Here is a 12662-nt window from a genome sequence, read left to right as displayed (position 1 = left end):
GGCTTCAATCGGCGGCGCGGTCGGCGCTTTCGGTGCACGGGCGGGTCCAGCGCCAGACCCGCCCGTCCTCCGGGTCGTCGATCTCGCCCAGGCGCCGGAAGCCATGCGCCACCAGCACCCGCACCGACGGGCCGTCCTGGCGCAGGGTGTGGGCGATCACCTCCCGCACCTCCGGCCGTCCGGCGACCAGGTCGAGCAGGGCGCCGGCCATCGCGCTGGCGTGGCCCCGGCCCTCGAACGGCGGGAAGGTGAAGTAGGCGATCTCGACCACGCCGCCCCGGCACGGCCCCTTGAACCCGCAGGCGCCGACCACCTGGGCGCCGCGCGGCTCGGCCGCGAGATACCCGATCCAGGGCGCGACGGCCCCGGTGGCCGCGTACAGGGCGGTGTGGCCGGCGGCCATGGCCGACACCAGGTCGGCGACGCCGCCGAGCATGATATCCGTCGGCAGGACCGAGAGGTCGCCCCCGGCGACCCGGGCCGCGACATCCGGCGGCAGGGCAATCAGCTTCATGCGGCCCCTCCTGTCGTCGTGGTGTCGGGGGCGGCCGTGCCGCCCCGGTGACGGCGGCGCCCGCCGCCCTGTTTGCCGGTCTTGCGGCCGTCGGTGCCGCCGCCCTGGCGCCAGGCCGTGCCCAGGGTATCGCGCATCTGGCGCCGCGGCACCTCCTCGACCCCGGTACGCGGCAGCGCCCCCAGGATGAACGGTCCGTAGCCGACGCGGATCAGCCGCGTGACCGGCAGGCCCAGATGCTCCATGACGCGCCGGACCTCGCGGTTACGGCCCTCGCGCAGGGCCACCGTGAGCCACGCGTTGCTGCCCTGCTGGCGCTCCAGGGCGGCCTTGATGGGGCCGTAGCGCACCCCCTCGACCGTCACCCCCTGGTCCAGTTCGGCCAGGCGCTCGGGCACCACCCGCCCGTGCACCCGCACCCGGTAGCGCCGCACCCAGCCGGTCTCCGGGTGTTCCAGGTGGCGGGCCAGGGCGCCGTCGTTGGTCAGCAGCAGCAACCCTTCGCTGTTCAGATCCAGTCGGCCCACGGTGATCACCCGCGGCAGCGTGTCCGGCAGATGCTCGAAGATCGTCGGGCGCCCTTGCGGATCGCGGGTGGTGGTCACCAGTCCCGGCGGCTTGTGGAAGCGCCACAGCCGGGTGTCCTCGGGCTCGGGAATGGGGGCGCCGTCGACGGTCACGTGGTCGCGGGGAGCGACGTTGCGCGCCGGACTGTCCAGCACCTGGCCGTTCACGGCCACCCGGCCGGCGGCGATCAGGCGCTCGGCGTCGCGGCGCGAGCAGACGCCGGCGCGCGCCAGCACCTTGGCGACGCGGTCGCCGGCGGGCGCGGTGGGGGCGGACGGCGGGGAGTCGGACGGCGGAGGGACCATGAGCGGCGACGCGGACGGGAGTGGTTGACGGAAGACGCGATGCGATCCCTCCGCGTTTAGACCACGCCGCGGATGATGTCGATGATGACGTCGGCCACGATGTCGACAGGGCGCGGCAATGTGGTCCGCCGGGTGGTCCGCCGGCGGCGGCGGGCGACTCGCGCCGCTGGGGCCGGGACCCGAACCGGGGGGGCGAGGGACGGTCCGTGCGGTTGACTGCGAAATCGCGTCAAATACAACCAAAAAAGTCTTGTAACGCCCATTGCACGCACCAGCTTTACATCCCCCGCCGACTCCATTACGGTTAAGCAACGTCCGGGCCTGCACTCCCGACCGGGAGCCGCCCCGGACGCCACGGGCCCCGCGCCGCCGCGGATCCCGGGACCGTCGCGCGGTCCGGCCCGTTCAGGATCCGTCCCACCCTTCCCTCTCCCCTGCGAGGAGCATCACCATGCCAAGCCGTGAGACCCCCGACCTGTCCCACCTGTCCGGACGCGACATGGAGAAGGTGGCGGAAGCCATCGGCGCCGGCCCGATCCGCGCCCTGATGGCCAACAAGGACGCCATTGCCGCCCTGGCCGTGGAGGACGTCAACAAGCTGGCCGAGTTGGCCGCCGCCTCGCGTGCCAATTGCGGCGGCATCGGCTGCGGCTGAGGCCCCGGCGCGGGCGCATCCGGGCGCGGCCGGCCCGGATGCGCCGATGGCGGCGCCGGCCTCCGGCCACCAGGATCCCTCGGGGAGGACACGAGGCATGGCCACCGCACCCGCACCCGCACCCGCACCCGCGTCCACCGCCTGCACGGGCTGTTCGGGCGCCGCCGCCCCGCCCACGCCCGGCCGCTTCGCCGTCGTCGACGGGGGCGATCGCTCCTTCCTGTTCCTGCCCGAGCTCTACCGGCTGTTCGACATCCCGGACGCGGTCCGGGAGGCCCTGTCGGATTTCGGGGCCGGCACCGTCTCGGACAACCTGCCCGGCCTGCGGCCCGGAGAGGCCGGCGTCCGCGCGGCCATGCGGGCGGTGATCGCCGCGCATGCCGACACCGCCGCCCCGCTGCCGCCCGCCGATCCCGACCCGGTGCCCGACCTCAAGGACCTGGTGCTGAACGTCAGCCAGCTCTGCAACCTGGCCTGTGCCTACTGCTACGCCGAGGATCTCAACAGCGCCGGTACCCGCATGCGGCCCGACACCGCCGACACCATCCTGGACGCGGCCATGGCGCTGTCGCGGTCGGGCATCGGCAGCATCAAGTTCCTGGGGGGCGAACCCACGCTGGCGTTCGAGACCATCCGCCACGTCGTGGCGGCGGTGGAGCGGCGCTGGCCGGCCGCCGGCTGGCCGCTCCCGGTGTTCGTGGTGGTCACCAACGGCACGGCGGTCACGGATGCCATGATCGCCTTCTTCCGGGAGCACGACTTCTACGTCCTGGTGAGTCTGGACGGCCCGCCGGCGGTCCACGACACCCTGCGCCCGTTCGCCGGCGGGCGCGGCTCGTACCACCGGGCCAGCGAGACCGTTCGGCGCCTGCGCGCGGCCGGCGTCGACGGGGCGGTGGAGGCGGTCTACACCCGCACCCATGCCCAGGCCGGCCTGTCGGTGCGGGATCTGGCCGATCACATCCGCTCGCTGGGGGTGACGGAGATGCAGATCACCCTCGCCCTCGGGACCTGGCACGGCGAGGACTGCCGCGCCGAACTGGAGGCGGTCACCGAGTCGTTCGTCGCGGTCGCCCGGGCCTGCGTGCGGTCCCTGCGCACGGCGGATCCGTTCCTGTTGCGCGGCATCCACTTCGTGCTCGACGGCCTGGTCAAGCGCGAGCGGCGCGGCCACGTTTGCGGCGCCGGGCGCACCTTCATGGCGGTGAACGCCGACGGCACGGCCTATCCCTGCTACCTGCTGCAGTCGGCGGAGACGCGCTACGGCGTCCTCGGCGGGGACTGGTCGCAGGACCGCTACGCCGCCGTCTCGGACCGCTTCCGGGCCAACGGCAAGTCCCACCACGCGCCGTGCCGGGAGTGCTGGGCCAACGAGATCTGCCAGTCCTGCCTGGGATCGTCGTTCCTGCTGGACCAGCGCATCGACAAGCCGCCGGCCTGGTTCTGCGCGGTCCAGAAGACCCTGATCGCGGCCGTCCTGGGCGAGGTGGCGGACGCCTTGCGCTCGGACGACCGGGCGGTGTTCCTGCGCGCCCTGGCGCAGGTGCTGAAGCCGCGCAGTCCCACCCGCGCGGGGGCGGCGCGAACCGCCGCCGAGTGACGGTGCCGGCTCACGCGGCGCCGAAGAAGACGCTGCGGGTGCCGCGCTGGGTCCGCATCGCCGCGACCACGTCGCGGCCGGCGGGGGTGGGCTGGCCGCGGCCGTCGAGCCAGGTCCGGCGGCGCGCCAGATCGAGGGCGTTGTCGCCGGTCCCGATGGCAAGCAGGTGGGCGACGGAGAGAATGCTGGTCACGGTTTCCGGCGTGTTCATGGCGTGGGGTCCCTTGACTGGACGGTGTGTTCAACGACACCCGACCTTTACCAGGGACCCGCTGATGCCCGCCTGAGAGGACCCGTCAGCGTTCTGTCACCCGGCCCCGGCCCCGCACCCCCCCAAAGCCGGCTCTACAGGCAGGCCTTGTAGAGCGTCATCAGCGTCTCCGCGCTGAGCGGCACCGGGTTGCCACCGCAGCTCGGATCCTCGGCGGCCATGGCGGCCATCTCGTCCAGGCGGTCGGCCGTCACCCCCATGTCGCTCAGGCGTTCGGGGATGTGCAGCGCCGCGCGCAGCCCCAGGACATAGGTCAGGAAGCCGTCGAAGCCGCCGGCCAGCCCCAGGTAGGCGGCCAGGCGGTCGATCCGGGCTTCGATCGCCGGCCGGTTGAAGCGCAGCACCGCCGGCATGACGCAGGCGTTGGTGGTGCCGTGGTGGGTGTTGTAGAGCGCCCCCACCGGGTGCGACAGCGCGTGGATCGCCCCCAGGCCCTTCTGGAACGCCACCGCCCCCATGCCGGACGCGGCCATCATGTGGGCGCGGGCCTCGATGTCCTTGCCGTCCGCATGCGCCCGCGGCAGGTAGTCCTTGACCAGCCGCATGGCCTCCAGCGCGATGCCCTGGGACATGGGGTGGAAATGCGGCGAGCAGTAGGCTTCCAGGCTGTGCGCGAAGGCGTCCATGCCGGTGCCGGCGGTGAGGGCCGGCGGCAGGCCGACGGTCAGCGCAGGGTCGCAGATCACGATCCCGGGCAACATCTTCGGATGGAAGATGATCTTCTTGACGTGGGTTTCGCTGTTGGTGACCACGCCGGCGCGGCCGAATTCGGAGCCGGTGCCGGCCGTGGTCGGCACCGCCACGATGGGGGCGATGGCGTCGGCGTCGGCGCGGGTCCACCAGTCGCCGATGTCCTCGAAGTCCCACACCGCCCGGGTCTGGCCGTGCATGAAGGCGACCAGCTTGCCCAGGTCCAGGCCCGAGCCGCCGCCGAAGGCCACCACGCCGTCGTGACCGCCGGCCTTGAAGGCGGCAACGCCGGCGGCGAGGTTGGCCTCGGTCGGGTTGGGCTGCACCTCGCTGAACAGGCCGGGCTTGAGGCCGGCGGCGTCCAGCACATCGAGGGCGCCCTGGGTGATCGGCAGGGCCGCCAGGCCGGCGTCGGTGACCAGCAGCGGCCGGGTCATGCCCAGGCTGCGGCACGCCTCGGCCAGTTCCTCGATGCGGCCGGCGCCGAAGCGGATGGCGGTGGGATAGCTCCAGTTCGCGGTCGGGCTCATGTCTCAAAAGCCTTCTTCAAGGGGGCTCTCAAACCCTGTTCAGGGGGCCTTCTTCAGGTGGTAGGACTTCGGCCGCGTGAGCGCGTGGTAGCCGATCACGGACAGCGCCCCGCCCCGCCCGGTGTCCTTGCAGCCGGTCCAGCACAGGGCCGGGTCCAGGTAGTCGGCGCGGTTCAGGAACACCGTGCCGGTCTCGATGCGGTCGCCCAGGGGCTCGGCGCGCGCCGCGTCGCGGGTCCACAGCGAGGCGGTCAGGCCGAACGGACTGTCGTTCATCAGGGCGATGGCCTCGTCGTCACTCTCGACCTTCATGATCCCAACAACCGGACCAAAGCTTTCCTCGCGCATCACCCGCATATCGTGGGTGACGTCGGTCAGGATCTGCGGCGCCAGATAGGTGCCGCCGTCGTCGGCCGGGAATCCGGCCGGGTCGATCATCGGGGTCGCGCCGGCGGCCACCGCCTCGGCGATCTGGCCCCGCACCGTGGCGGCGAAGCGGGCGTTGGCCATCGGGCCGAGCGTGGTCGCCTCCTCCAGCGGGTTGCCCAGGGTGAGTTTGTTGACCTCGGCCACGGCCTTCTCGACGAAGGCGTCGTAGAGCGACGCGGTGACGTAGAGGCGCTCGATGCCGCAGCAGCACTGCCCGGCGTTGTACATGGCGCCGTCCATCAGCACCGCCACGGCGGCGTCCAGGTCGGCGTCCTCCATCACATAGCCCGGGTCCTTGCCGCCCAGCTCCAGCCCCAGGCCGGTGAAGGTGCCGGCGGCGGCGCGCTCGATGGCCTGGCCGCCGGCCACCGAGCCGGTGAAGTTGACGAAGTTGAAGGACCGGTCCGCGATCAGCCGCTCGGTGGTGGCGTGGTCGAGGACCAGGTTCAGGAACACGTCCTCGGGCACCCCGGCCTCGACGAAGGCCCGGACCATCCGCTCGCCCACCAGCAGGGTCTGGGTGGCGTGCTTGAGCACCACCGCGTTGCCGGCGATCAGGGCCGGGGCGACGGTGTTGATGGCGGTCATGTAGGGGTAGTTCCAGGGCGCGATGACGAACACCACCCCCTGGGGGGCGCGCTTGATGGTGCGGCGGAAGCGGTCGCTGTCCTCGACCACCAGGGGCGCCAGCGCCTCGGCGGCGATGGCGGCCATATGGTCGGCGCGCTCCTTCACGCCGCCGAACTCGCCGCCGTAGCGCACCGGGCGGCCCATCATCCAGGCCAGCTCGGGCACGATCTCGTCGTTCATCGCGCCCAGGCGGGCGACGCCGGCCCGCACCAGGGCGATGCGCTCGTCGAGCGGGCGCGCGGCCCACGCCGGCTGGGCGGCGCGGGCGCGGGCGACGGCGGCGGCGGCCGCGTCCGGGGAGACGACGGGACGCTCGGCGTAGACCGAGCCGTCGACGGGGGAGACGAGTTTGAGAGTCTGGGTCATGGGGCCTGTTTCCAGCAATCGCGGCCCCTCCTCAGGGACCGGCGAAGAGACAAAGACAGGATCGTCCTGTAGGGACGGCCTTGCGTCATCGCGCGTCGGTCAATACCGCTCGAAGCCGCGCATCAGCTCCCAGTCGGTCACCCGGCGGTCGTACTCCCGCTGCTCCCAGCGCGCGGTGTGGACGTAGTGGTCGACCACGGCGTCGCCGAGCGCGGCCCGCAGCATCGCCGACCCGTCCAGGTGGGCCGTGGCGTCGCGCAGCGTGGTGGGGATGTTGGTCAGGTCACCCTTGCCGTAGGCATCGCCCACGAAGGGCGCCGGCAGTTCCAGCCCCTCCTCGAGGCCGGCGAGGCCGGCCGCCAGCAACCCGGTGTAGGCGAGGTAGGGGTTCACGTCCGCGCCCGGGATGCGGCATTCGATGCGCACCGCCTTGGTGCCCTCGCCGCACAGGCGGAAGCCGGCGGTGCGGTTGTCGCGGCTCCAGACGATCTTGGTCGGCGCGAAGGTGCCGTCCTGGAACCGTTTGTAGGAGTTGATGTAGGGCGCCAGGAGCCAGGTGATGTCCGGGGCGTATTTCAGCAGCCCGGCCGTGAAACGGCGCATGGTGTCGGACATGCCGTGCGGGGCGTCGGCGTCGTAGAACAGCGGGGTGCGGGCCTCCCGGTCCCACAGCGACATGTGGACGTGGCAGGAGTTGCCGGCCAGATCGTAGTCCCACTTGGCCATGAAGGTGATCGCCTGGCCGTGGGCGTGGGCGATCTCCTTCATGGCATTTTTCATCACCACGTGACGGTCGGCCATGGTGAGCGCGTCCGCGTAGCGGATGTTCAGTTCCTCCTGCCCCGGTCCCCACTCGCCCTTGGAATTCTCCACCGGGATGCCGGAGTCGTGCAGGTGATTGCGCATGGCGCGCACCACCCCCTCCTCCTTGGTGGTCTGGAAGATGTGGTAGTCCTCGATGTAGGCGCCGGCGGTGCGGGCGTCGCGGTAGCGGCGGTCGCGCAGGGACCGGTAGTCCTCGTCGAAGAGGTAGAACTCCAGCTCCGAGGCCGCCATGGCCGACAGCCCCAGCGCCTCCAGCCGCGCCACCTGGCGTTTCAGCATCTGGCGCGGGGCGTGCGGCAGCGGGTCGTGGTGGTGGTGGTCGAGCACGTCGCACAGCACCAGTGCCGTCCCCTCCAGCCAGGTGCAGCGGCGCAGCGTGGCGAGGTCCGGCTTGAGCACGAAATCGCCGTAGCCCCGCGCCCAGCTATGGGCGGCATAGCCGGGGACCGGCTCCATGTCGATGTCGTCGGCCAGCAGGTAGTCGCAGGCGTGGGTCTCGCTGTGGCCGCTCTCCAGGAAGAAGGCGGCGTGAAACCGCTTGCCGATGAGCCGGCCCTGCATGTCCGGAAACGCGACCAGAAGGGTGTCGATCTCGCCGGCGCTCACCGCCTGCTTCAAGGCGTCGAAGGAAAGATGTGGTTCCATGGACTCCCCGCCTGTCCCGTTGTTGGTTGTGATCGAAAGGCGGGGAGCCTAGAGCAGATCGGGCGGGAGTGGAATTGCCGGCTGTCCCGTGCGCGCTCGATGGCGCCACTGCGGTCAGGGGGACGCGCCGTCCCCGCGCCCATGGCGGGTGCCCGGCCGCCCGTTGGCCGCATTGGGGCCATCGCGGACGCCCCTAGCCGAAGCGGCGCAGGTAGTCCTCGGCCAGGTCGCAGGATCCCCGCGTGTAGGCCGGCCCCAGGGACTGCGCCAGCTCGGTCTCCGCATGGGTCCCGCTCCACGCCAGCAGGGCCATGCGTCGCAGCATGATGAAGGTGGGGATCTCGGCCTCGTCGTCGGCGGGCAGCGCGCGCACCGTGCGATAGCCGCGCAACCAGGCGTCCACCAGGTCGGGCACCTTCGGGCTGTGCTCGAAGAACGACAGGGCGGTGGCGACGTCGTACAGCAGCCAGCCGAAGCCGCTGTCGTCGAAGTCGATGACGCGGGTGCTGTCGTCGACGATCAGCAGATTGGCGAGGCGGATGTCGGCATGGATCAGGGTGTAGCGGTCCCGGGCGCGGCCGAAGCGGGCCAGCCGGCGGCGGATCACCGCCGCCTGGCGCTCCAGCAGCGCGACGGCGGCGGCATCCATGCCCACCGCCCGGCGCCAGTCACCCCAGAGCGGGTTCGGGCCCAGGATGCTGTCATCGTCCCACACCAGCCGCTCGAACCCCGGCGGGCGGTGCCAGCCCATCGCGTGCTGGTGCAGCCGGGCCGAGACCGCGCCCAGGCGCTCGAACGGTTCGATCAGGTCGTCGTCCTCGCTGGGCTCGTAGCCCTCGATGAAATGGAACAGCACCATGTGGCGCGGCTGCGACAGGTCCGGGGTGGCCATGCGCTGGATCAACGCGCCGTCCCGGCCCGGGATGGCCTGGGGCGTGATGACCCCGGCGTCGCGGTACAGGGCCGCCATCCAGTCCAGTTCGCTCTGGATGGCGGCGCGGCTGTGGTAGCCCAGGCGATGGACGCGCAGCACGGTGCGCCCGCCGTCGGGGGCCTCGACCAGGAAGGTGGCGTTTTCCGACAGGTTGATGAGGCGCGTCGTGCAGCCCGGCGGCAGATCCCACAGCGGCAGCGCGGCTTGGGCCAGATCGCCCAGACGGGCGACCAGCACGTCGGGGGTCGGCGGCGACAGGTCATCCATGGCGGTTCTCTCGGCGGCAACGGGCGGCCGCGGGCGGCGGGGAAGGCGGGACTGTACGAATCGGCAGGCCCGGCTTCAAGGCCGCCGCATCGCCCAGCATCCGGGGCGGCGGCCTCAGTCGGCAGCCTTACAGCCGATTGTGACAAACCGGACTCGCGGCACGACTGCGGTTTGTCGCGATAATCGGCTGTACAATCAATAATGTAGAGCCGATTCACGTTCGAAATCGGCTCTAGTCGGCGGCCTCGGTGTCCGGTCCGCCGGCGCCGTCCCCGCCCGCTCCGCCGTCGGGGGTCCCGGCGGCCTTGCGCCGGACCTTGGCCGCCTTCTTGCGTTTCTTGGAGCCGGCGATCTCGTCCGGCGCCGGCTGCGATCCAGCCGCCGGGTCGGGGGGCGCGCCCTCCGGCACCTGTCCGGGACCGTGGTAGTCCGTCACCCCCTGGGCCAGCGCGAAGCAGGCCAGGCGTACCGACTTCGGAATCTCCAGAGAGTCGCCGTCGCGCTCCCCCTTCTCGTAATACTGGACGACCCGCCGCTTGAGGCCGAGCGCCTCCGCCGCTTCCTTCTGCGACATGCGCATGACGCCCTTGCGCCAGGTCTTGAAGTCTTTCGGGGTCACGGCCTTACCGTCTCGCCTCTCGCCGGAAGCGTCGCCACGGGAACTCCGATACCATGGCCCGGTCCGCCCGGTCATGCGCAAACATCAAGGCGCCTTGTGCCCTTCTTGCGCGAGATCGACCGGCCGAAACGGGGTCCGGTCCGGCGGGCCGGCGGCGAAGCGCAGCACCGGCGGCGGTGGCTCTAGGGCCGGCGCCGGCAGCGCCACCTGGGTCGCGTTGACGGTGGCGAAGCCGCTGTCCAGGGCGAAGCACAGGCCGGCGGTCGGGCCGGGCGCCTCCGGATCCGCTCCCAGGCCCTGGAGCGCCGACCAGCCGTCCCAGCCGTCGGGGGCCGTCGGGTCGGGGGCCGGCACGGCCTGGAAGCGCGGCAGGTTGGCGCGGATGCGGGGGTCCGCGGTGTCGTTGGCGTCGTGGGCGGTCAGCATCCACAGGCCGTCCCCCAGCGGGCGCACGCCGATGCCGCCGTCGCCGGCGTGGCGCAGCCACAGGGCATCGCGATTGTCGGCCACGACCATGTTGAACGGGCGGTAGGCGTGCGGGTTGAGGTCGGCCAGCGCCTCGGCGGCCGCCCCGGCGTCGGCGTGGTCCAGCGCCTCCAGCACCAGCTCGCCGCGGCTGCGCTTGCCGGCCTCCGGCCCGAGCGTGCCGGGCCGGTTGAGCATCACCGCCACAACACCGTGATCGTTCAGGCCCAGCCACGAGCCGCCGGCGAGGTCGTCGCGCCCGGCGACCACCTCCGGCCGGTCCGGCCAGTGCCGGCCCGGCGGCGTCCACGGCCGGTCGCGCATCTCGTCGCGGTTCCCGGCCAGCAGCAGCGGCCAGGCATGCCCGGATCGGCGCAGCAAAACGACGGTACACATGGGGTTTGCGGTCTCCTCGGGATGCGCGGGGCACCCGCGTCATGGTAGGATAAGGGGGTCACTTCGGCAAAGGGAGGGTACGCACCCGCCCGCGAGAGGGGCGGAGACCGGAGGGAACAAGAGGGTAGGCCCGGTGTTCGCCAAAGGGTATAACGGCGGCCGCGCCGGGCCGCCGTCAGAGCACAGAAAGGGAGGACCATGAGCGATCCGATCCGCGAACGCGAGAGGGCGTTCGAAGCCAAGTACGAACATGACGAGGCCCTCCGTTTCCGGGTGTTGACGCGGCGAAACAAGCTCTTCGGCCTGTGGATCGCCGGCGAGACCGGCTTGTCCGGCCCGGACGCGGATGCCTATGCCCACGATCTGATCGAGTACGACCTGGTGCACGCCGGCGCCGCGGCGCCCGACCTGATCGCCAAGGCCCAGTCCGACCTGTCGCGGAAGGGCATCGAGATGTCCCGCCACCGCCTGGAGCTGCGCCTCGCCAAGCTGCTGCACGAGGCCGAGGCCCAGGTCAACGCAGAACTGGTGGGCAAGCCCGTCCACTGACCGGTGACCAGCGCGCCGCCCGGCGACGACGGATGCCCGCCGCGTCAGCCGTGGCCGAGGCGGCGGCGCAAGCGCCGCAGCACCCAGCCCAGCCCCGGGACCCGCTCGTACATCTGCCCCGCGGCGTCCCAGTGGTCGACATGCTCGCACACCCGGCCGTCGGCCGCGAAGCGGAGTTCCGTCATGCCGACGATCTCCAGGTCGGCGCGCAACGCCGGGACGCCGGCGGTGAACCGCCAGCGCAAAAAGCAGACGTCACCGTCGAACGCCCGGTGAGTCACCACGAAGCGCGGGTCCCGCGTGTCCCCATACATCGCGCGCAGGATGCGCCGCAGCGCCGCAACCCCGGTCACGTCGTTGAACGGATCAACGAAGTGGATGTCGGGGCTCGCCACCGCATCCAGCCCGTCATCGAGGGCCGCCGGCGTCATCGTCTCGAAGAACGCGACGTACCGGGCGGCCCCCGCCAGGGCATGCTGTGACGGGGGCTGTGGCGCGGCCGGCTCCGTCACCGGCCGCCCTCGTTCTCGGCGCTCGCGGGCGGCGCCCCGGCCTTCAGCCGGCGCCGCGCCGGTGGCTTGGCCGAGTCCGGAATGGCCCGCTTGGTCAGGGCGAAGAACACCGGATACGGCAGCAGCCGCATCGCCTTCAGCAGCCACGCGAAACGGCGCGGGAACGTGATCTCGAAGGCATTGGACTGGAGACCGCGGGCGATCCGGTCGGCGGCTGCGTCGACCTCCATCAGGAACGGCATCGGGAAGTCGTTGCGGTCGGTCAGCGGGGTGCGGACGAAGCCCGGGTTGATGACCTGGAGCCGGACACCGTACTGCGCCAAATCGGGCCGCAGCGCCTCGCACATGGTGATGACGGCGGACTTGCTGGCGCCGTAGGCCGCCGCCGTCGGCAACCCGAAGTAGCCGGCGACCGAGGCGACGACGGCGATGCGCCCGCGCCGCCGGGCGATGAAGCGGGGAATGACCGCCTCCAGGCCGTTGACCGCGCCAGTGACGTTGACCGCGAGCAGGCGGTCGAACACCTCCGCCTTGAACGCGGACGCCGGCATCGGCTCGTGGGTGCCCGCGTTGAACACCACCACGTCGGGCAGGCCCTCGGACCGGTCGATCTCGTCCAGCACCCGCCCCACGGCGGCGCGGTCGGTGACGTCCAGAGGCTTCGGCACGATGCGGCCCTTGAGGCCGACGGACTCGCGCGCCAGGTCCTCCAGGTCGGTGGCGTTGCGGGCGCTGGCCACCACGGTGGCGCCCTGGCGGGCCAGACGAACGGCGAGCGCGCGACCGATTCCGCGCCCGGCGCCGGTGATCCAGATCAGTTTCGGCATACATCCTCCAGCAGGGGCGCGGTCGCGCGCCCTTCACAGACCTTCGAGACGGGATCGGAACGCGCC

14 protein-coding genes are annotated in these 12662 nt (G+C 71.9%); 3 read left to right on the top strand and 11 right to left on the bottom strand.

Features of this window, described 5'->3' with window-relative positions; all coding sequences use genetic code 11:
* Positions 1-4: 4 nt before the first annotated feature.
* Positions 5-514, bottom strand: a complete 510-nt coding sequence (locus tag GGD88_RS00265) for a GNAT family N-acetyltransferase (protein WP_184430833.1) — start codon at positions 512-514, stop codon at positions 5-7.
* Positions 511-1386: a pseudouridine synthase gene (locus tag GGD88_RS00260; protein WP_184430832.1), complete on the bottom strand. Its 876-nt coding sequence runs from the start codon at positions 1384-1386 to the stop codon at positions 511-513. The genes GGD88_RS00265 and GGD88_RS00260 overlap by 4 nt, the downstream gene beginning before the upstream one ends.
* A 451-nt stretch (positions 1387-1837) precedes the next feature.
* On the opposite strand from GGD88_RS00260, the gene GGD88_RS00255 reads away from it, so the two are divergent.
* Both GGD88_RS00255 and GGD88_RS00250 read left to right on the top strand, forming a co-directional pair.
* Positions 1838-2041 (top strand): hypothetical protein, encoded by a 204-nt coding sequence (locus GGD88_RS00255; RefSeq protein ID WP_184430831.1) that lies wholly within the window; start codon positions 1838-1840, stop codon positions 2039-2041.
* Between the two features lie 97 nt (positions 2042-2138).
* Positions 2139-3641: a radical SAM/SPASM domain-containing protein gene (locus GGD88_RS00250; protein WP_184430830.1), complete on the top strand. Its 1503-nt coding sequence runs from the start codon at positions 2139-2141 to the stop codon at positions 3639-3641.
* A gap of 10 nt (positions 3642-3651) precedes the next feature.
* Here the strand turns inward: GGD88_RS00250 and GGD88_RS00245 are convergent, their stop codons facing one another.
* From GGD88_RS00245 to GGD88_RS00215, 7 genes are all read right to left on the bottom strand, one after another.
* The gene (locus GGD88_RS00245; RefSeq protein ID WP_184430829.1) at positions 3652-3852 is read right to left on the bottom strand and encodes a hypothetical protein; all 201 of its coding nucleotides are present in this window, start codon (positions 3850-3852) and stop codon (positions 3652-3654) included.
* 134 nt (positions 3853-3986) lie between these two features.
* Complete coding sequence (locus GGD88_RS00240; RefSeq protein WP_184430828.1) at positions 3987-5132, bottom strand: iron-containing alcohol dehydrogenase; 1146 nt, start codon at positions 5130-5132, stop codon at positions 3987-3989.
* Between the two features lie 39 nt (positions 5133-5171).
* Entirely contained in the window at positions 5172-6557 is a 1386-nt protein-coding gene (locus GGD88_RS00235) for an aldehyde dehydrogenase family protein (protein ID WP_184430827.1), read from the bottom strand.
* A 99-nt stretch (positions 6558-6656) separates the two neighbouring features.
* A complete protein-coding gene (locus GGD88_RS00230; protein ID WP_184430826.1) occupies positions 6657-8027 on the bottom strand; it encodes a glutamine synthetase family protein in 1371 nt (456 codons plus the stop codon).
* Between the two features lie 193 nt (positions 8028-8220).
* A complete protein-coding gene (locus GGD88_RS00225) occupies positions 8221-9228 on the bottom strand; it encodes a phosphotransferase enzyme family protein (protein WP_184430825.1) in 1008 nt (335 codons plus the stop codon).
* A gap of 232 nt (positions 9229-9460) precedes the next feature.
* Positions 9461-9847 (bottom strand): helix-turn-helix domain-containing protein, encoded by a 387-nt coding sequence (locus tag GGD88_RS18575; RefSeq protein WP_246423459.1) that lies wholly within the window; start codon positions 9845-9847, stop codon positions 9461-9463.
* 84 nt (positions 9848-9931) lie between these two features.
* The gene (locus tag GGD88_RS00215) at positions 9932-10708 is read right to left on the bottom strand and encodes an NRDE family protein (protein WP_184430824.1); all 777 of its coding nucleotides are present in this window, start codon (positions 10706-10708) and stop codon (positions 9932-9934) included.
* Positions 10709-10906: 198 nt separating this feature from the next.
* Here GGD88_RS00215 and GGD88_RS00210 point away from each other — a divergent pair, with 198 nt between their 5' ends.
* On the top strand, positions 10907-11257 hold the full coding sequence (locus GGD88_RS00210) for a DUF1476 domain-containing protein (protein ID WP_184430823.1): 351 nt from the start codon (positions 10907-10909) through the stop codon (positions 11255-11257).
* 44 nt (positions 11258-11301) lie between these two features.
* Here GGD88_RS00210 and GGD88_RS00205 read toward each other — a convergent pair whose 3' ends face one another.
* The gene (locus GGD88_RS00205; protein WP_343056160.1) at positions 11302-11769 is read right to left on the bottom strand and encodes a nuclear transport factor 2 family protein; all 468 of its coding nucleotides are present in this window, start codon (positions 11767-11769) and stop codon (positions 11302-11304) included.
* Complete coding sequence (locus GGD88_RS00200) at positions 11766-12596, bottom strand: SDR family NAD(P)-dependent oxidoreductase (protein WP_184430822.1); 831 nt, start codon at positions 12594-12596, stop codon at positions 11766-11768. Before GGD88_RS00200 ends, GGD88_RS00205 begins: the two co-directional genes overlap by 4 nt.
* Positions 12597-12662 lie beyond the last annotated feature (66 nt).

The organism is Roseospira goensis, from assembly GCF_014197795.1.
Taxonomy (GTDB): domain Bacteria; phylum Pseudomonadota; class Alphaproteobacteria; order Rhodospirillales; family Rhodospirillaceae; genus Rhodospira; species Rhodospira goensis.
The sequence above is the reverse complement of the archived record's forward strand: the minus strand, read 5'-3'. Positions and strand labels throughout refer to the sequence as shown.